The sequence below is a fragment of the Cupriavidus sp. R6-3 genome, assembly GCF_059772245.1.
This window is the reverse complement of the sequence record NZ_JCBAJO010000043.1, coordinates 1-18,207: the sequence shown is the minus strand read 5'-3', so window position 1 is coordinate 18,207 and position 18,207 is coordinate 1. Positions and strand designations below refer to the sequence as shown.

General features: G+C 69.3%; 14 protein-coding genes. 7 read left to right on the top strand and 7 right to left on the bottom strand.

From position 1 onward, the window contains the following. The first annotated feature begins 309 nt into the window (after positions 1-309). Positions 310-1,203: an MIP/aquaporin family protein gene (locus AC6EI8_RS10200; protein ID WP_498381862.1), complete on the top strand. Its 894-nt coding sequence runs from the start codon at positions 310-312 to the stop codon at positions 1,201-1,203. Here AC6EI8_RS10200 and AC6EI8_RS10195 read toward each other — a convergent pair. Next, positions 1,187-2,974 carry a carbohydrate porin gene (locus AC6EI8_RS10195; protein WP_498381861.1) on the bottom strand — a complete coding sequence of 596 codons (1,788 nt, stop codon included), beginning with the start codon at positions 2,972-2,974 and terminating at the stop codon, positions 1,187-1,189. The genes AC6EI8_RS10200 and AC6EI8_RS10195 overlap by 17 nt on opposite strands. Before the next feature lie 577 nt (positions 2,975-3,551). Here AC6EI8_RS10195 and AC6EI8_RS10190 point away from each other — a divergent pair. From AC6EI8_RS10190 to dinB, 3 genes are all read left to right on the top strand, one after another. Next, on the top strand, positions 3,552-4,697 hold the full coding sequence (locus AC6EI8_RS10190) for a TRAP transporter substrate-binding protein (protein WP_149317448.1): 1,146 nt from the start codon (positions 3,552-3,554) through the stop codon (positions 4,695-4,697). A gap of 95 nt (positions 4,698-4,792) precedes the next feature. Next, entirely contained in the window at positions 4,793-5,683 is an 891-nt protein-coding gene (gene rarD / locus AC6EI8_RS10185; protein ID WP_149317449.1) for an EamA family transporter RarD, read from the top strand. 200 nt (positions 5,684-5,883) lie between these two features. Continuing rightward, the gene (gene dinB / locus AC6EI8_RS10180; protein WP_149317450.1) at positions 5,884-7,095 is read left to right on the top strand and encodes a DNA polymerase IV; all 1,212 of its coding nucleotides are present in this window, start codon (positions 5,884-5,886) and stop codon (positions 7,093-7,095) included. A gap of 36 nt (positions 7,096-7,131) precedes the next feature. Here the strand turns inward: dinB and AC6EI8_RS10175 are convergent, their stop codons facing one another. Both AC6EI8_RS10175 and AC6EI8_RS10170 read right to left on the bottom strand, forming a co-directional pair. After that, positions 7,132-8,175 (bottom strand): DUF2272 domain-containing protein, encoded by a 1,044-nt coding sequence (locus AC6EI8_RS10175; protein WP_149317451.1) that lies wholly within the window; start codon positions 8,173-8,175, stop codon positions 7,132-7,134. Positions 8,176-8,470: 295 nt separating this feature from the next. After that, positions 8,471-8,749 carry an HU family DNA-binding protein gene (locus AC6EI8_RS10170; protein WP_006579334.1) on the bottom strand — a complete coding sequence of 93 codons (279 nt, stop codon included), beginning with the start codon at positions 8,747-8,749 and terminating at the stop codon, positions 8,471-8,473. Positions 8,750-9,894: 1,145 nt separating this feature from the next. On the opposite strand from AC6EI8_RS10170, the gene AC6EI8_RS10165 reads away from it, so the two are divergent. Further along, positions 9,895-10,491: an SET domain-containing protein gene (locus tag AC6EI8_RS10165; protein WP_149317452.1), complete on the top strand. Its 597-nt coding sequence runs from the start codon at positions 9,895-9,897 to the stop codon at positions 10,489-10,491. Positions 10,492-10,519: 28 nt separating this feature from the next. Here AC6EI8_RS10165 and AC6EI8_RS10160 read toward each other — a convergent pair whose 3' ends face one another. The 4 genes from AC6EI8_RS10160 to phhA form a co-directional block, all read right to left on the bottom strand. Beyond that, entirely contained in the window at positions 10,520-12,184 is a 1,665-nt protein-coding gene (locus tag AC6EI8_RS10160) for a sensor histidine kinase (protein WP_498381866.1), read from the bottom strand. Between the two features lie 169 nt (positions 12,185-12,353). Next, positions 12,354-13,058, bottom strand: a complete 705-nt coding sequence (locus AC6EI8_RS10155; RefSeq protein ID WP_023263551.1) for a response regulator transcription factor — start codon at positions 13,056-13,058, stop codon at positions 12,354-12,356. Between the two features lie 301 nt (positions 13,059-13,359). Next, positions 13,360-13,677 (bottom strand): 4a-hydroxytetrahydrobiopterin dehydratase, encoded by a 318-nt coding sequence (locus AC6EI8_RS10150; RefSeq protein WP_149317453.1) that lies wholly within the window; start codon positions 13,675-13,677, stop codon positions 13,360-13,362. A gap of 201 nt (positions 13,678-13,878) precedes the next feature. Beyond that, on the bottom strand, positions 13,879-14,826 hold the full coding sequence (gene phhA / locus AC6EI8_RS10145) for a phenylalanine 4-monooxygenase (RefSeq protein WP_498381860.1): 948 nt from the start codon (positions 14,824-14,826) through the stop codon (positions 13,879-13,881). 255 nt (positions 14,827-15,081) lie between these two features. Between phhA and AC6EI8_RS10140 the strand changes: the two genes are divergently transcribed. Next, complete coding sequence (locus tag AC6EI8_RS10140; protein WP_498381859.1) at positions 15,082-15,555, top strand: Lrp/AsnC family transcriptional regulator; 474 nt, start codon at positions 15,082-15,084, stop codon at positions 15,553-15,555. 313 nt (positions 15,556-15,868) lie between these two features. Then, positions 15,869-18,207, top strand: a 2,339-nt coding sequence (locus tag AC6EI8_RS10135) for an MG2 domain-containing protein (protein ID WP_498381865.1), incomplete at its 3' end; no start/stop codon positions are given.

Here is an 18,207-nt window from a genome sequence, read left to right as displayed (position 1 = left end):
CGCACGCCCGGCGCACACGCAGGCCGCACAGGCGGCGCACCGCGCAGGACCGAGGGTGCGCCGCGCATTCGATACCGCGGGTCAGGACACAACTGCGCCGGCGCGCATTGACGGCGGGCGGGGCGGACGGAACACTGCGCGCTCCGCGCAGGACCGCACCGTGCCACGCGCGGATCCGTGTCCACCTTCGCTCCGCGTTCGATGTCCACCCGCCGTCCTTGCGCCATGTCCCCGGCAGATGCCGCCTCCGTCGATGCACGGGCCGATGCACCTGTTAATGCACCCGTTAATGCACCAGTTGATGCACCGGTGGATGCACGGGTTGATGCACCCGTCGACGCACCGGTTGAGGCCACCGTCCCGCTGGCGCGCAGGCTGGTCGCCGAGGGCATCGGCACGGCGCTGCTGATCGCGGTAGTGGTCGGCTCCGGGCTGCGCGCCGAGCGGCTGGCGGCCGGCAATGTGGCGCTGGCCCTGCTGGTCAACTCGCTGGCGAGCGGCGCGGGCCTGGCCGCGCTGCTGCTGGCCTTCGGCGGCATGTCGGGGGGCCATCTGAATCCGGCGGTCACGCTGTCGGCCTGGCTGCGCGGCATGCTGCCGGCGCGCGAGGCGCTGCGCTATGTCGCCGTGCAATTGGTGGGCGCAGTCGCCGGCGTGATCGCGGTGCACCTGATGTTCGCCGAGCCGCCGCTGGCTTGGTCGGACCAGGCGCGCACCGGCGCGCCGCTGTGGTGGAGCGAATTCCTGGCGACCTTCGGCCTGATCGGCGTGGCGATGGGCACCGCGCGCGCCCGGCCCGCGCTGCTGCCGTTCGCGGTGGCCGGCTATATCGCCGCGGGCTACTGGTTCACCGCCTCGACCTCGTTCGCCAATCCGGCGCTGACGCTGGCGTGCGCGCTGACCGCGACCTTCACCGGTATCCGCGCGATCGATGTGCCGGGCTTCGTGCTGGCGCAATGCGCCGGTGCGCTGACGGCGACGCTGGTGTTCCATTGGCTGCTGCGGCCCGCACCGCGCGGCAGTGCGACCCGAACCGGGGCCGGTTGCGCCGCCGCTAGTGCCGCCGCTAGTGCCGCTGCGAGTGCCACTGATCGCGCGGAGATCGGTCCGGTCCGCGGTCCCGTCCGCCGCCCCGTCAGCGGCGCCGTCGACGGCCGCATCGGCAGCCCCGCCAGCAGCGCCGCCCCTACCAGCGCCGATTGAGCTGGATCCCGAAGATCGACCCCGAGGCCTGCGAGGCCCAGGCGTCGGCCGGCGCCGCGAAACTGATGCCGTCGACGTCGTTGGCGCGGCTGTAGGTGTAGAAGGCGCGCAGATTTGCGTTGCCGGCGGCCTTGCCCAGCGTCAGCGTCGGCGCCACCGTCAGCGCGGTGCGCTGGCCGCTGACGCCGAAGCCCGACGAGATCTGGTCGTGCGCGACCTCGAAGCTCAGGCGGAAGCGCTCGGTCGGCGCGTAGGCCGGGCGCACGCGCGTGGTCATCCATTGCAGCGTGCCCAGCGCCGAGCGGTCGTATTGCAGGCTCGATTCGACCGAGCCGATCAGGCCCGAGCGGCCCTTCCATTCCATCGATTCGGCGACCCGCACGCGCGACAGCGTGTCGCCCATGCCCGAGTAGCCGGTCATCGCGGTACGGCTGCCGGTGCCGTATTGCAGGCCGAAGCGGTTGGTGCCGGCGAGCACGCCTTTCTGCTCGTGCATCGCCGACGCCCACCAGGCATTGCCGGCGGCGTCGGCCAGCGCGTCGGCCTCGACGCGCGTGAAGCCCAGCTGCAGCGTGCCCTTGTCGTTCACGCCGATCGGTGAGGTGCGCACCGAGTGATAGCTGGGCAGATGCTGCCCGTTGGTGTCGTTGCGGGCGGTGTACTGGTAGCTCAGGCCGACACCGGCGAGCTTGGCGTCGTCGACGCCGAAACGCAGCGCGCTGGAGGTCGGCGGCAGCAGGCCCGACGACATCAGGAACGGCGAGGTATCGCGCCGCCCGGCCCACATGGTGGCGCCGTCGAGCGCGGCGATGCCCTTGACCGCGGTATAGAACTGCGGGATCAGCTGATAGGGATCGACCGGGGCGGGGCGCCCGTCGATGGTGGTGGTGTTGGTGCCGCGCGCCTGCGCGACCACCTCGATCGCAGCGCCGCCGTCCAGCGTATACAGCTGCTCGCGCAGCTTGACCTCGCCGCTGCTCTGGCAGGCCACGCCAAGGCCGATGCCAGTCGACAGGCTGCCGCCCGGGCAGGCCCGCATCGCATGGGTGTTGTCCTCGTAGGCCGCGCGTCCGCTGTACGACAGGCTCCAGACGGTCTCCTCGGCCGGCTCGGTGCTCGGCAGGTTGGAGGCGAACACCGGCGGCGCATCGCTCGGCGTCGCATCGCCGCCCGCCGAAGCCATGGCCTCGGGCATGAACTCGCCCAGCCGGTTGGGAAACAGCACCACCGGCGGCGGCGCGGGGGGCAGTGGCTCCGGCGGGCCCACCACGCCGGGGTCGAGCTCGGCCAGCGCGGTCTGTTCGGGGGTATCGGCGGGCGGCAGGTTCAGCGTTTCGGTGGCGGCGTCGGCCGGGGCGGTCGCCTGCGCTTCCCGCTGAAGCAGGCCCGCCAGCGGGTCCGCTTCAGCCGGCGGCTGCCCGGGTGCGGGGCTTGCCGCCTGCGCCGCAGCGGCCGGCTGGTTGTCCGTTTTGGTCTGCGTTTGATTCTGCGATGAGTGCTGCGTCTGGTTCCGCGCTGGATGCTGCGCCGGATTCGATGGCCAGCTCGACAGCTGCGCCACCGCGGGCACCGGGGCGGTGGGCGCAAACACCGGCGGCGCGATCGGCTCCGGCGCCGGCGGCGTCTGCGCGCAGGCGGCGATACCCCAGGCCGCTAGGCCGGCCAGATACAGCCAGCGCGGACGCGGCAGTACGGGCGATCGGACTGACGAACGGCGGGTGGACCGGTTCAGCGAACGACGGCGAGAGGAAGACGACGCGGACAACGGCATGCGGTGACAACAGGACAGCGGCAAAAGTGCAACGGCAAGGTACAGCGGCGAGGTGCAGCCGCAAGGTGCAGCGGCAACGTACAACGGCAGGCTACGGGCTTCGGCCGTGCCGGACCGACGGTTTTATCAGCCGGCCTGATTGGACAGCAAGAGAGGTTACAAAATCCATCGGCCGTGCACTCCAGGTAACGAAAGCGTACGGTCGGCCACGGAGGCAAACACGGCGGACCGGCGCGGACCGGTCGTGGAGGGGCAGGGAATCAGCCGCGAATCGCGGCCCGCCAGGGCGCGTCATACCGCACTTTCCTAGCGAAAACCCGGACACTGGCGCGGCCCCGTGGCGAATTGGGCACCGCTATAATCGATTAGCCTGCTGGAACGGGTATGAGCGGGCAACCAAGGGGTGAATCCGGGCCTGTTATCGGCGCAAGCTGCCACGTCGGCGGGTGCGCCGGTAACAGGCCCGTTGTTGCGCGCTGTCGTACCACGGCTTGCCGCGCGTCCCCGGCCAGCGCTGGAGTCCACGCACTCTCTCGCCTTCGGCCGGATCAAAATTCGAAAACGAGGAGAGTAGTCGATGGAACGTCGTTCCTTTCTGTTGAAAGCGTCGGCCGTGGCCGCTACCGGTGCCCTGGCCGCCTGCGGCAAGCAAGAGCAGGCCGCCGCCCCGGCCCCGGCCAGCGCGCCTGGAACGCCCGCCGCGCCTGCCGTGGTCGGCAGCAATCCGGCCGTCGAATGGCGCCTGGCGTCGAGCTTTCCGAAATCGCTCGACACCATCTACGGCGGCGCCGAGACGCTGTCCAACCGGGTCAAGGAACTGACCGACGGCAAGTTCAACATCAAGGTGTTCGCCGCCGGCGAAATCGTGCCGGGCCTGCAGGTGCTGGACGCCGTGCAGAACAACACCGTGCAGATCGGCCACACCGCCGGCTACTACTACTTCGGCAAGAACCCGACGCTGTGCTTCGACACCACCATCCCGTTCGGCCTGACCGCGCGCCAGCAGACCGCGTGGATGGTGCAGGGCAACGGCATGAAGCTGATGCGCGAGTTCTTCAAGGAATACAACGTCGTCAACTTCCTGGGCGGCAACACCAACGCGCAGATGGGCGGCTGGTTCCGCAAGGAGATCCGCACCGTCGCCGACCTGCAGGGCCTGAAGTACCGCGTCGCCGGTTTCGCCGGCGTGGTGCTGTCGCGCCTGGGCGTGGTGCCGCAGCAGATCGCCGGTGGCGACATCTATCCGGCGCTGGAGAAGGGCACCATCGACGCCGCCGAATGGGTCGGCCCGTATGACGACGAGAAGCTGGGCTTCTTCAAGGTCGCGCCGTTCTACTACTACCCGGGCTGGTGGGAAGGCAGCGCGCAGCTGTCGTTCTACGCCTCGGCCAGCGAATTCGAGAAGCTGCCGGCGCTGTACAAGCGCGCGCTGGAGACCGCGACCTTCGAAGCGCACACCACGATGATGGCCAAGTACGACACCGTCAACCCGCAAGCGCTGGCGCGCCTGCTGGAGAACGGCGTCAAGCTGCGCCCGTTCTCGCGCGAGATCATGGAGGCGTGCTTCAAGGCGACCCAGGACGCCTACGCCGAGGAGAACGCCAAGAACCCGTCGTTCAAGAAGATCTACGACGACTGGCGCGTGTTCCGCAACAACCAGGCCGCGTGGTTCAACGTCGCCGAGCAGGGCTTCGCGCAGTTCAGCTTCGCCCGCAAGCTGTAATCGGCGTTCCGCTGTCTTCCTTGCGGGCGGCTTCACGCCGCCTGCAAGGCTCGGTCCGCACCGGTAGAATCCCCTGCTTCTGAGAGGATTCTCCGATGCAGACCGGCATACTCTACGCCCTGCTGGCGTACATCATCTGGGGCCTGCTGCCCCTGTACATCAAATCCCTCCACGGCATCGCGCCCCTCGAGATCCTGCTGCACCGGATGGTGTGGTCGCTCGTGCTGCTCGGCGCCATCCTGGCGATCCGCCGGCAGTGGAACTGGCTGCGCGCGGTCTGGTCCGATCGCCGCCTGCTGCTCGGCTTCGTCGCCAGCGCCACGCTGCTGTGCGGCAACTGGTTCCTCTATATCTGGGCGGTGTCCAACGACCGCGTGGTCGACGCGAGCCTGGGCTACTTCATCAATCCGCTGTTCAGCGTGCTGCTCGGCGTGGTGTTCCTGCGCGAGCGGCTGCGGCCGGCGCAATGGGTTTCGATCGCGCTGGCGGCCGCCGGCGTGGTGTGGCTGACCTTCGCCGCCGGGCAGCTGCCGTGGATCGCGCTGGCGCTGGCCGGCACCTTCGGCGGCTATGGCCTGCTGCGCAAGACCGCGGCACTGGGCGCGCTGGAGGGGCTGTCGCTGGAGACGCTGCTGCTGTTCCCGTTCGCCGCCGGCGCGCTGGCGTGGATGTTCGCCACCGGCCAGGCAGGCTTTGCCCATGCGAGCCTGGGCGTGCAGCTGCTCGTCGCGATGGCGGGACCGGTCACCGCGGTGCCGCTGCTGTTCTTCGCCGCGGCCGCGCGGCGCATCCCGCTGTCGCTGCTGGGCCTGCTGCAGTACACCGGCCCGACGCTGCAGCTGCTGCTGGGCGTCTGGCTGTATCACGAGCCGTTCCCGGCCGACAAGCAGCTGGGCTACGCGATGATCTGGGTATCGCTGGCGCTCTATGCGCTGGAGGGTTTCTGGATGTCGCGGCGTCGTCCGCCCGCGGTGGCGGTGGACTGATTCATCGATGGCATCGATGAAACGATTCGTGGGAAATGCCTGATCATTCATCGGCACCATGATTTTGCCTATCGAGCGGTTGGCCGCGACGATCGCCTTGCCCACACTTCGAACGAATCGATGCGTTTCCATCGATGTGACGGATGTCGCTGGCGCCGGCTCGGCAGCGTTTGATTATTGCCACGAATAATCAAACGCCCATGACCAGCACGCCGGCCCCGCCGCTGCGCAAGATCATCCATTGCGACTGCGACGCCTTCTATGCCTCGGTCGAGATGCGCGACGACCCCTCGCTGCGCGGCCGGCCGATGGCGGTCGGCGGCTCGCCGGACCGGCGCGGCGTGATCGCGACCTGCAACTACGAGGCGCGCGCCTATGGCGTGCGCTCGGCGATGTCGTCGGCGCAGGCGGTCAAGCGCTGTCCCGAGCTGCTGATCCTGCGGCCGGCGATGGACAAGTACAAGGAAGCGTCGCGCCGGATCTTCGGCATCTACCGCGAATACACCGAACTGGTCGAGCCGCTGTCGCTGGACGAGGCCTATCTGGACGTCAGCGCGTGCCGCCAGCACCAGGGCAGCGCCACGCGCATCGCCGAGGAGATCCGCCGGCGCGTGCGCGAGGAGGTCGGCGTCACGGTCTCGGCCGGCGTCGGCCCGAGCAAGTTCATCGCCAAGATCGCCAGCGACTGGAACAAGCCCGATGGCCTGTTCGTGGTGCGGCCCGAAGCGGTCGACGCCTTCGTCGCCGCCTTGCCGGTCGAGCGCATCCATGGCGTCGGGCGGGTTACCGCGGCCAAGCTCAACCGCCTCGGCGTCAAGACGTGCGCCGATCTGCGGGCCTGGACGCCGGACCTGTTTCATCGGCACTTCGGCAGTTTCGGCGGCCGGCTCTACAACCTGTGCCGCGGCATCGACGAGCGGCGCGTGTCGCCCGAGCGCGAGCGCAAGTCGATCAGCGTCGAGGAGACCTATGCCGACGACCTGCCCGACCTGCCGGCGTGCCTGGCCGAGCTCGACCCGCTGATCGCGCAGCTGGAGGCCCGCATCGCGCGGGCCGGCGCCCAGCACGTGATCCACAAGCTCACGGTCAAGCTGCGTTTCTCGGATTTTCGCCAGACCACGGTCGAATGCCGCGGGCAGATGCCGGACCGCGCCGTCTACGCGCGGTTGCTGGCCGAGGGCCATGCGCGGAGGCGGCTGCCGGTACGGCTGCTGGGCGTCGGCGTGGCGACCAGCGATCCTGACACCGCGCAGCTGGACCTGTTCCGCGATCTGGCCGATGTCGATGCGGATGTCGATGGGGATGTCGATTCAGAGATCGACGACAACGACGGTGAGGGCGAGAACGGGGGTGAGGGCGGCGGCCGCGATGGAGACGGAGACAGAGGCGGCGACTGGCACGAACGCCGCTGACGCCTGGCATCCGAGGCCCGCCGCCTCCGTCCCGGCTTACGGCAACTGGTTGCGCATCAGCACCAGCCAGGGCGCGTGCGAATTCGTGAAGCCATCCACCATTCCCGAATCGCCCAGCTCGATCAGTTCCATCGACACCGACTGCTGCAGATTGCCGCCGATGGTCTTGACCACGCGGGCGGTGGCATCGATCTCGACCACGATATCGCAGTGCATCGGCGTGGTGCCGAAGCCGATTTCGTCGACGCCGCTCAGGTATTTGTCGCGGCCGCGGCCGGCGCACAGGATGTCCCCCGGGCGCGGCATGGCCGGCAGCGGCTCGAGGCGGAAGGCCGGCGCAGGCAGGATGCCGTCGCGCGCGTCCACCACATACATCGAATGCGATTGCCCGGTCAGGAACTGGCGCTCGTTCAGCCCGGCCTGGCGCAGCACCCACGAAATGAACACCGCGGACCAGGCCCATCGTCCCTCGGTGATCTGCTGGCAATCGACCTCCTTGCCGACGATCGCCCAATAACGCTGCGCCAGCGCGCAGCCCTGCGGGGTCGCTTCCATGCCGGTGCCGTCCGGAAAGCCGGCGCAGCCGGGCGCGGCGGTGGTGCCGAAGCTCTCGTCGGTATCGGCCGACGAGGCGTTCAGCGAGCCGTTCTGCAGGAGCTCCTCGATGCCGTCAGGCAGCGCCGGCGGCGGCGGTGGCAGCGGACTGCTGACCACGCAGGCGGTGTCGTCGCGCCCGATGCGTATGGTCTGGCCACCCCAGCGCTGCCATTCCTGCAGCGCGATCTGCACGATGCGCTGGCGCGGCGTGGCGCCCGGCATCGGTGCCGGCGCCTGTACCTGGGCCTGCGGCAACGGCATCGCCTGCGGCCGCGCGGTCGGCGGCGGCGAGGGCGGCTGGGAAGGGGGCGTCGCGCACGCGGTCAGCAGGCAGGCGGCAACCGTGCCGGCAAGCACGGAAAAACGTGTACGCAGCACGGTCAACGCACGTCCCGCCAAACCCGCGGAGCGCTGTGGAAAATCATGTGAGAAACGATGTGAATAACGCTGTGGAAATCCGGGTGGCAAGGCGCGCATCGGCATGACCTGAAAACGGCGGGCTACGACGATTAATTGGCGCGCAATGGCGCTGCAAGGCCCGTGGAATGCGGGAAAAACACGGGAAAGAACGCGGAACCGGCACGCCGCGGCAGGCTTCGCGGCACCGCATCGGGCGCCGCACGGCCCAGGGGCCGATGCCGGTGGAAAAACGGGGAAAAGCCTTGCGGCTACGTTGTGGATAACATTTCCCGCCCAGTGCCCCACGCTCGCCTTGCGGCGACGGGCGGCGGCACGGCGGGACCATGCAGAACCGGGCTGGTCGGTACCGCCCGACAGCTTACTGATTGACGGCGTCCTTGAACTTCTGGCCGGCCTTGAACTTGACCGTCTTCGCGGCTTCGACCTTGATCTCTTCGCCGGTACGCGGGTTGCGGGCCATGCGTTCGCCACGCTCGCCCTGGCTGAACGTACCAAAGCCGATCAGGCTCAGGGTGTCGCCCTTGGCAACGGCGTCCATGATGGCGTTCAGGGTCACGTTCAGTGCCTGCTCGGCCTTGGCCTTGGTCAGACCATCCACACCCGCGGCGATCGCGTCGATCAGTTCGGTTTTCGTCATGCTTCACTCCGTATCGAGTTGAAAAAACACATTGCCTTCCCGCCCGCCCGGTGTGCCGGACGTGGCCCCGGAAAAGGCGCTGCGGGCCACATCATACCGTGTCACGCCGGCCGGTCCCCGCGCGACATTGTTACAGCAACCCTTGGCTGGACAAGGCCTGCCGGGGTGGGAGGGGGGATCGCGACGGTTTGCGGGCGGCGCAAGCCGCCATATGCGCTGCCGTATACGCTGTCGTCCATGGGGCCGTATACGCCCCGTAGCGGCCTCGGCTTGCCCAGGACGTGCCATGTGCCGTCCAGGGCGTTAACCGGCCTCTGAAGGCCTCTGGGGGGCTCCGAAGCCTTCCGGTCGAGTCCCGGCCGCTGCCGGCTTGGGTATACGCCGGTTTGTCGACGTTCGGCTGCCAAGGTTCAGGCGTATACCGCTGCCCGAACGATGAGCTTGCCAAGGTATACGCGTCGAGCGGGTAACCGCGTCCGACGTATACCCGTCGAGGGAGGTAAACGCAGCTCGCGGGGTTTACCTCGTTTTCCCCGTTTCGCTTCGCAGCCGACAGGGGGACGTAGTCCCTTTGGTTTAGATAGTTCTTTTGATGTATACGGATAGTAGTAGTAGGTAAACCCGCCCCCTTTCTGTGGACAAGTCGGTATACGTCAGTCGAATCAACGGTTTACCGAATGCAGAACCATCGGGACGAAATCCCGGGGCAGGTGGATGACTCAGCCGTTCGGTGGAGGACCCCGCCGACAAGGCTAGGACTTATGCCCGAGGCATCCCCATGCCAGCCCCAGGCGGCCCACATCAAACCCGCGTGCTTATCCACAGAAGAAGGCCGGGTTGTCCACAGAGCGGACCCGCATCGCGACCCCTGCCGACCGGTATACGCCGGGCGGACGGCGTGTCCGATGGACCGCTTCTTGCACGTTCTTGCGTTAACCGATCGCCGGCCCTTGCGAAACGAGGCGTCAGGCCGGCGTGAGGCGGAAGTCAGACGTGGTCACGCGGAAAGCGAGGTATACGCCCAGCCACGCACCGTCACGCGGCGCGGGTATCATCCCGCATCGCCCGGATGGCAGGCGCCGGCATCGGGCACACGACCAGCAGACAGACCAGACGACGGTAAACAGACGGTAAACAGGACGGATATGGCCGAACAGTCGAAGCGCAAGCAGGACAGCAAGGGAGAAAAGAGCGACAAGGCGGGCAAGGCCGCGAAGGCGCAAGAGCTGGAAAAGGTCGAAAAGGCGGGGAAAGCGGCAAAAGCGGCAAAAGAGAAGAAGCCCAGGACCGCCAAGGACCGCATCGAGGTCCGCCAGTCCGGCGTGCACGGCAAGGGCGTCTATGCGATCGCGCCGATCGCCGCGGGCGAACGGATCATCGAATACAAGGGCGAGCGCATCTCGTGGGAGACCGCGCTGGATCGCCATCCGCACGATCCGACCGACCCCAACCACACCTTCTATTTCAGCCTCGAGGGCGGCGACGTGCTCGACGCCAAGTTCGGCGGCAACCGTTCGCGCTGGATCAACCATGCCTGCGAACCGAACTGCGAGGCGCGCGAGAAGAAGGGCCGGGTGTTCATCCACGCGCTGCGCGATATCGAGGCCGGCGAGGAACTGTTCTACGACTACGGGCTGGTGATCGACGCCCGCTATACGAAGAAGCTGAAGAAGGAGTTCGAGTGCCGCTGCGGCAGCCCGAACTGCCGCGGCACCATGCTGGCGCCCAAGGGCAAGCGCTGAAGCCCTGCCGCCGGGGCGCGGTCCAGGGCTAGCCCGCGCCCGGCGCCTCGCACGGAATCCGGATCACGAAGCGCATGGTCGCGCGCGCCTGGCCATCGGCGCGCTGCGATTCGCCTTGTGATTCGCCTTGTGATTCCCGCTGCGATTCGCGCCGTGATTCCACCTCGGGCACGTCCTCGATGCTGATGCTGCCGTGATGCAGGCTGATGATCTCGTGGACGATCGCCAGTCCCAGCCCGGCGCCGCCCGGGGTGGCTTCGGGACTGCGCCCGGGCACATGGTCGCCGCGGAAGAAGCGCTTGAACACCTCCTCGCGCCGCGCCGGCGCAATGCCGGGCCCGTTGTCCTCGATCATCACCACCGCCATGCCGCGATGGCCGATCGCCTCGCCGCCGGCGCGCACGGTGATGCGGCCGCCGGCGGGCACATACTTGACCGCGTTGTCGATCAGATTGTTCAGCGCCTCGCGCAGCAGCAGCCGGTTGCCGCGCACCATCGATGGCGCGGCGCCGGTGAAAGTCGGCCCCGGCAGCGTCTCGAAACCCAGGTCGATATGGCGCGCCAGCGCCTGCGGCACCCATTCGGCGCCGGTCTCGAAGGCCAGCGTCGCCAGGTCGAAATGCTCGATCGGACCGAGGCGCTCGAGCGACAGGCCGGGCTCGGCGCGCGCCAGCGACAACAGCTGGTTCGACAGCCGCACCGCGCGGTCCGCCGCCGATTGCAGCTCGCGCAGCGCGTGGCGCGTGACCTCGGGGTTCTCCGCCTCGACCGCGCGGTCGGCATGCAGCTTGACCGCGGTCAGCGGCGTGCGCAACTGGTGGGCGGCATCGGCGATGAACTTGCGCTGGGCGTCGAGGGCGTCGCGCAGTCGCGCCAGCAGCGCGTTGAGCGCGCGGATCAGCGGCTCGACCTCGGCCGGCACCTGGGTCTCGTCGAGCGAGGCCAGCGAGCGTGCGGTCTGCCGGTTCAGCTTGTCGGTCAGGATCTGCAGCGGCACCAGCTCTTCCTTCAGCACGTGCGACAGGATCAGGCTGCCGACCAGCAGCAGCAGGATCAGCGGCACCGATACCGACAGCAGGATTTCGTTGGCGGCCGTCTCGCGCCGGTCCAGCAGCTCGGCCACCTCGACGACGATGGGGCCGCGTGACGGCGAACCGGCGGCCTGCGGCGCGCTGGCCGAGCCCGCGGCGTCGTTCGGCACGCTGTCGGTTACGTTGTCCGCCACGCCGCCCGCCATGTCGGCGGTGGCATCGATGTCGCCATCGGCGGGGGTCGTCTGCACCGGATCCAGATGCACCGGCAGCCGCACCGCCCGTACCTGCCGTCCGCTGAACCAGGCGTAGAACAGCCGCGCGTCGTGCAGCGTGGTCTGGCCGGTGCCGTAGCCCAGCCAGGTATCCATGCCGCCGATCAGCCCGTCGGGCCCGTGGATGCGCCAGTAGATGCGGTCGCTGCCCTCGGCCTCGACCAGGGTCTGCGCGATCGCGGGGATGTCGTGTTCGAGCCGGGGACCGGCGATGCGGATCTGCTGGGCGATATTGTTGGCGACGCCGTACAGCGCGCGGTCGAACACCTGCGTGGTGTAGTGCGCCGCGAGCCAGTAGGACAGCGAGCCGCTGGCGAGCACCAGCGCGAACAGCGGCGTGGCCAGCGCCCGCAGCAGATGGACGCGCAGGCTCTGGGTCGAGGCCAGGCGTACCTGCTGGGCGCCGCCGCCGTTTGAACGGGAACCGCCAGCCCCGCCAGAACCGCCGGCCCCCCCGTTGCCGTTGGTTCCCCCGGTACCGCCCTGGCCGCCGGATGGACCTTCGCCGCGCGCGCTCCGCAGAGGCGCCTGGAGCCGCCGCACGCCGCGCCTCGCGCTAGGCCTGGCCGCGGCTTTGCAGCAGGTAGCCGAAGCCGCGCACCGTCACGATCTCGACGTCGCTGTCCTCGAGCTTCTTGCGCACGCGATGGACGTAGACCTCGATCGCGGTATCGCCGACGGTGTCGCCGCCATCGCCGGCCGGATGGGCGAAGGTCGCCAGGTGGTCCTGCAGCTGGGCCTTGCTGACCACGCGCCCTTGCCGCTGCAGCAGCAGCTCGAGCACCGCGAACTCGCGCGGCGACAGTTCCAGCGGCTTGCCGTCGAGGAACATGCGCCGGTCGCTGCCCGACAGCCGCAGCCGGCCCAGCCGCACGTCGCGGTCGGGCGCCGCCTCGCCATGCTGGCTGCGGCGCAGCAGCACGCGCACGCGCGCCTCCAGTTCGGGAAAGGCAAAGGGCTTGACCAGGTAGTCGTCGGCGCCGGCGTTCAGGCCGGACAGCTTGTCCTCGAGTTCGTCGCGCGCGGTCAGGATCAGCACCGGGGTGGTGCGGTTGCGGGCGCGGTAGCGCGACAGCAGGGTCATGCCGTCGATGCCGGGCAGGCCCAGGTCGAGGATCACCAGGTCGTGCTGCTCCTTGAGCAGATGCTCGGTGGCATAGACCCCGTCATGGACGACGCGCACCTGGTGGCCCGCCTGGAACAGGCCGGCTTCGACGCCGCTGGCGATCTGGCGGTCGTCTTCGATCAACAGGATGCGCATGGGCGAAAGGTTCGGCTGGGTTCGGCAGGGATGCTTGGGGGAGCGCCGCAGGTAGCGCGGCTGGCGTCGCGCTTCGGGTGCCGGGCGCCCCGCCTGGCCGCCGATTGTACCGCGCAAGGCGTGGGCCTTCCTTTCGATTGGCTTGCGGCGGGGGACCGCGGTTGGTCACGCTGGGCCCCGCGGTGCGCCCCCCGGGCCGGCCCTGCGATCGGACTACGCGATCGGGCTAGGCGGCGGGTCCTCGCGGTCCGCCCCGATGCCTTGGCAACGCGCCGTTGGCAGCGCGCCCGCCGCTCAGCGCTCAGCGCTTGGCCAGCGTCGCCGCGGCCTGCTCGATGAAGCGCGCCAGGTCGATATCGCGCTGGGTCAGGCCGTTGGCGTCATGGGTCGACAGCGTGATGTCGACGCGGTTGTAGACGTTGAACCATTCGGGATGGTGGTCGGCCTTCTCGGCCTGCATCGCGACGCGCGTCATGAAGGCGAAGGCGGCGTTGAAGTCGGCGAAGGTAAAGCGCTTGTGGATCGCGTCGCGATCGGCGACCGCGGTCCAGCCGGGCAGCGACGCCAGCAGCGGCGCGCGTTCCTGTTCGGACAAGGGGGAAAGGGTGGCAGACGTCATGATGGCAAGGCCCGGAAAGTCGAAATCGGAAAATGGCAGAGCCGGCCCGCCCGGCCGTTGCGGTCGGGCATGCCGGCATTCTTTCATAAAGCCCGGCAATGGGGCGTGGAATGGCGTGGAACAGGCGCGCAACGGACGCGCAATCGGCGCGAACCAGGGCGCAACCGGCGTCCCGCAAAGGGCCGCCGAACGGCGGCGGCCTCAGATATCGTCGCTGTCGCTCCAGCCCTCGCGGTTGCCGACCTGCAGCACCTGGTCGCCCTCGGCCACGTCGCCCGCGCCCAGCGTCGGCTGCTGGCGCAGCTCGGCGTACAGCGGCGTGAAGTCCGGGCGGGTCGCGTCGAACAGCTGTTCGAAGCTGTCGATGACGAAATAGGTCTTCTGGAAGGTGTCGATCCGGTAGCGGGTGCGCATGATGCGGCGGACGTCGAAGCCGATCCGGTTCGGGCTCGCCGAGTCCAGGCTGTAGATCGACTCGCCCTGGCTCGACACGATGCCGGCGCCGTAGATGCGCAGGCCCTCGGGCGTGCGGATCAGGCCGAATTCGACGGTGTACCAGTACAGCCGCGCCAGCATGTCGAGCGCGCCCATGCCGGCCGCCTTCAGGCCGCCCTGGCCGTAGGCCTGCATGTAGTCGGCGAAGACCGGGTTGATCAGCAGCGGCACGTGGCCGAACACGTCGTGGAAGCAGTCCGGCTCCTGCAGGTAGTCCAGCTGCTCCGGCTTGCGCATCCACCAGCTGGCCGGAAAGCGCCGGTTGGCCAGATGCTCGAAGAACACCTCGTCCGGCACCAGGCCCGGCACCGCGACCACCTGCCAGCCGGTGGCGGCCATCAGCTTGTCGTTCAGGCGGGCGAAGTCGGGCACGCGGTCGGCGTCCATGCCCAGCGTGTCCAGGCCGCGCAGGAATTCGTCGCAGACCCGGCCGCGCAGCATCGAGGCCTGGCGCGCGTACAGCTGGCGCCAGACGGCGTGGTCGGCGTCGGTGTAGCGGTGCAGCGGCTGCGCGATGGTGAAGTCCGGGTTCAGGTCCGGGTCGGACAGCAGGCCGGCTTCGAACTGCTCCTTCAGCTTGTCGGTCAGCGTGCCGGCAAAGGCGGGCGCCGACGCGGCTTTCTGGTCCTGGGTCTGGTCGAGGATCGCTTCCATCTGGCTTGTCTCCGGCGATTCGGTGGGGCCATGCTCTGGGCCGTGGCGGCTGGGGCGGCCGCTGTGGTGTCCACTACCGTGGACCGGCGCGCCCGGGCTGGCATTTGCAGGTTTGCCGCACGCGGTCCCTCGCGCATGCGGGATTTCTGCAAAGTCTACCGAGATGGCGCTGCAAAGAGCCCGCAAAAACGGCTTGGATTGCCGTTCCGATGCGGGTAATCTGCATAAAACGCAAAACCGATGCAGGATCCTTGTATGCTGAGCCTCGACAACTTCGATCTGGCCCTGCTGGCCGCGCTGCAGGCCGATGGCCGCAGCACGCACCAGCAGCTGGCCGAGCAGGTCCATCTGTCGCCCAGTCAGGTGGGCCGACGCATCGCCCGGCTGGAGGCCGAGGGCGTGATCGCCGGCTACCGGGTCGTGCTGTCGCCGCCCGCGCTGGGCCTGGGCGTACTGGTCTTTACCAGCGTCAAGCTGGCCCACCATGGCGACACGGCGATCGAACGCTTCCGCGGGGAGATCCTGCTGCTCGAGGAGGTGCAGGAGTGCTACTCCGTCGCCGGCGAGGCGGACTACCTGCTGCGCATCGTCGTCACCGACCTGCCGGCGCTGGCCGATTTCACCATGCGCAAGCTGATGCGCGTGCCCGGCGTCGAGAGCGTGCGTTCCAATATCGTGCTGACCGCGCTGAAGCGGGAAGGGGCGTTGCCGCTGTCGCATCTGCGGTGACACAGAGGCGCCGCCACTGAGGCGCTGACTCTGCTGCGCTGACACTTGGGGCCGGCCCGCGGCGCGGACTCCACGGCGCCGACCATCCGGCCTTGACTCCGTGGCGCCACCCTGCGGCGCTGACCCGTCGGTTGGCTTGCGCGCCGGCGCCTCGCATGTCACTCTCGCCAGGTGCCCGCTGATGCACCAGAGCGGGGGCGACCATCCGGAGAGGGATCAGATGCGAGACCGGGCCACGGGCGTTGGCGGGGAAGGCGAAATGAAGGAAGTGGCGGACGTCGCGGCGGAAGCAGCGTCGGTCGTCCCGGCAGACATGGCGGCAGACGTCCCGGGCGATGTTGCCAGGCGCAGTGCTCGCAGGCCGGACCGCCGGCGCCTCCTCGGCCATGCCCTCGCGGCATGCGTACTGGGGTTCGGCACCCACGCCGCGCTGGCCATCCAACTGACGCGTATTTCCCCGGAAGGCCAGGTTTCCAAGGTCCGCCAGGTCACGCTGCGCTTCGACCAGTCGATGGTGCCGCTGGGCGACCTGCGCGCGACCGCGCCGGCCGCCGTGCAATGTGCCGGCGCCGCGCCGGCGGACCTGGCCGGCGAAGGCCGCTGGGTCGACGACCGCAACTGGGTGTTCGATTTCGTCCGCGACCTGCCGCCCGGGGTGTCGTGCACGGTCCGGCTGCGCGCCGGGCTGAAGAGCCAGGCCGGCCAGGACTATCGCGGCAAGTCCGAATACCGCTTCGAGACCGGCGGTCCGATCGTGGTGTCCAGCCGCCCCTCCGGGGGCGAGATCGAGGAGGACCAGGTCTTCGCGCTGCGCTTCAACGGTCCGGCGACGCCGGACTCGGTGCGCCAGCATGCGTGGTGCCAGGCGCAGGGCGTCGGCGAGATGATTCCGGTGCGGCTGGTCACCGGCGCGGACCGCGAGGCGGTGCTCAAGGCGCTGGGATGGAAGCCGCGCAGTGCCGACAGCGTGCATCTGCTGGCCTGCCAGCAGCGGCTGCCCGCCGGCGCCAGGATGGAACTGCTGCTGACGCCGGGCATCGCGACGCCGTCGGGCCTGGCCAGCAAGGAAGGGCGCCGTTTCGAATACCGCGTGCGCGAGCCGTTTACCGCCAGCTTCAGCTGCGAGCGCGAGAACGCGCAGGCGCCCTGCACGCCGCTGCGGCCGATCACGCTCGAGTTCTCGGCGCCGATCGCGCGCCGCGCGGCCGAATCGGTGGTGCTGCGCACGCCGTCGGGACCGGTGGCGCCGAAGCTGGAGGCGAACCTGGCCGCCGATGCCACGATCACCTCGCTGCGCTTCGAGCCGCCGTTCGCCGAGAACGCCAATCTGACACTCGAGTTGCCGTCCGGCCTGAAGGACGAAAGCGGCCGGCCGCTGAACAACGCCGACCTGTTTCCGCTGCGGGTGGCCACCGCGCCGATGCCGCCGCTGGCCAAGTTCGCCGCGGCGCCGTTCGGCGTGATCGAGCGCTTCGGCGAGTTGCCCAGGAGCAAGACCGACAAGCCGGCCGACTATCCGCCGCTGCTGCCGGTCACGCTGCGTCATGTCGAGCGTGAACTGAAAGTGCTCGGCGTGCGCGCCGAGGCGGGCATGGTCAGCCGGGTCCGGGTCGACGACGATGCCGCGGTGCTGCGCTGGCTGGCGCTGGTGCGGCGCATGCACGAGACCAGCTGGACCCGCGCCGAACTCGACGCGATCCTGGCCGGCAAGCCGCCGTCGGCGGCGCGCATTCCGCGCAACGCGCCGCAGGTGGAAACGCGTGCCGTGTCGCTGCTGGCCGGGGTGCCCGGCGCGCGCAAGCTGGCCGTGCCGGCCTCGGTGGGCGAGGGCGCCAGCCGGCCGTTCGAGGTGGTCGGCATTCCGCTGCCGGAGCCGGGCTTTCACGTGGTCGAGATCGCCTCGCCGAATCTTGGCGCGGCGCTGCTGGGCAAGCCGGCGCCGATGTATGTCCGCACCGCGGCGCTGGTCACCAACCTCGGCGTGCACTTCAAGGCCGGGCGCGACAACGCGATGGCGTGGGTTACCACGCTCGATGGCGGCAAGCCGGTGCGCGAGGCCAGCGTCGCGGTGCGCGACTGCAGCGGCAAGCTGATCGCCACCGCGCGCACCGACGATGCCGGCGTCGCGCGCTTCGGCCGGCTGGGCGATGGCGGCGACGGCGAGGGCGGCAGCGGGACCGGCCGCTATTGCGAGGACACCGGGCTGTCGGGCTACTTCGTCTCGGCGCGCATCGTCGCCGCGCATCCGCAGGCGCGCGGCCAGGCCGACATGGCCTTCGTGATGTCCGACTGGAACCGCGGCATCGAGAGCTGGCGCTTTCATGTGCCGACCGATACCAGCGCCACGCCCACGGTCCGCGCGCATACGGTGTTCGACCGCACGCTGCTGTCCTCGGGCGAGACCGTCTCGATGAAGCACTACCTGCGCGTCGAGACCTCGAGCGGCTTCGCGTTGCCGCCGGGCGGCGCCGGCGAGTCCGGACAGTTGCCGGACAAGCTGGTGATCCGCCACGAGGGCAGCGGCCAGACCTACGAGCAGCCGCTGCAATGGCGCACCACCGCCTCGGGCGGGCGCAGCGCGGAGAGCCGCTTCGCGCTGCCGCCTGCGGCCAAGCTGGGCCGCTACACGGTGGAGCTGGCCGACGCGCGCCA

Bases quoted from the DNA above. Each gene is read 5' to 3' on its own strand.
- AC6EI8_RS10190 (WP_149317448.1), top strand. From the start codon at position 3,552: ATGGAACGTCGTTCCTTTCTGTTGAAAGCGTCGGCCGTGGCCGCTACC.
- AC6EI8_RS10170 (WP_006579334.1), bottom strand. From the start codon at position 8,749: ATGACGAAAACCGAACTGATCGACGCGATCGCCGCGGGTGTGGATGGT.
- AC6EI8_RS10165 (WP_149317452.1), top strand. From the start codon at position 9,895: ATGGCCGAACAGTCGAAGCGCAAGCAGGACAGCAAGGGAGAAAAGAGC.
- AC6EI8_RS10155 (WP_023263551.1), bottom strand. From the start codon at position 13,058: ATGCGCATCCTGTTGATCGAAGACGACCGCCAGATCGCCAGCGGCGTC.
- AC6EI8_RS10195 (WP_498381861.1), bottom strand. From the start codon at position 2,974: ATGCCGTTGTCCGCGTCGTCTTCCTCTCGCCGTCGTTCGCTGAACCGG.
- AC6EI8_RS10140 (WP_498381859.1), top strand. From the start codon at position 15,082: ATGCTGAGCCTCGACAACTTCGATCTGGCCCTGCTGGCCGCGCTGCAG.
- dinB (WP_149317450.1), top strand. From the start codon at position 5,884: ATGACCAGCACGCCGGCCCCGCCGCTGCGCAAGATCATCCATTGCGAC.
- rarD (WP_149317449.1), top strand. From the start codon at position 4,793: ATGCAGACCGGCATACTCTACGCCCTGCTGGCGTACATCATCTGGGGC.
- AC6EI8_RS10150 (WP_149317453.1), bottom strand. From the start codon at position 13,677: ATGACGTCTGCCACCCTTTCCCCCTTGTCCGAACAGGAACGCGCGCCG.
- phhA (WP_498381860.1), bottom strand. From the start codon at position 14,826: ATGGAAGCGATCCTCGACCAGACCCAGGACCAGAAAGCCGCGTCGGCG.
- AC6EI8_RS10175 (WP_149317451.1), bottom strand. From the start codon at position 8,175: ATGCCGATGCGCGCCTTGCCACCCGGATTTCCACAGCGTTATTCACAT.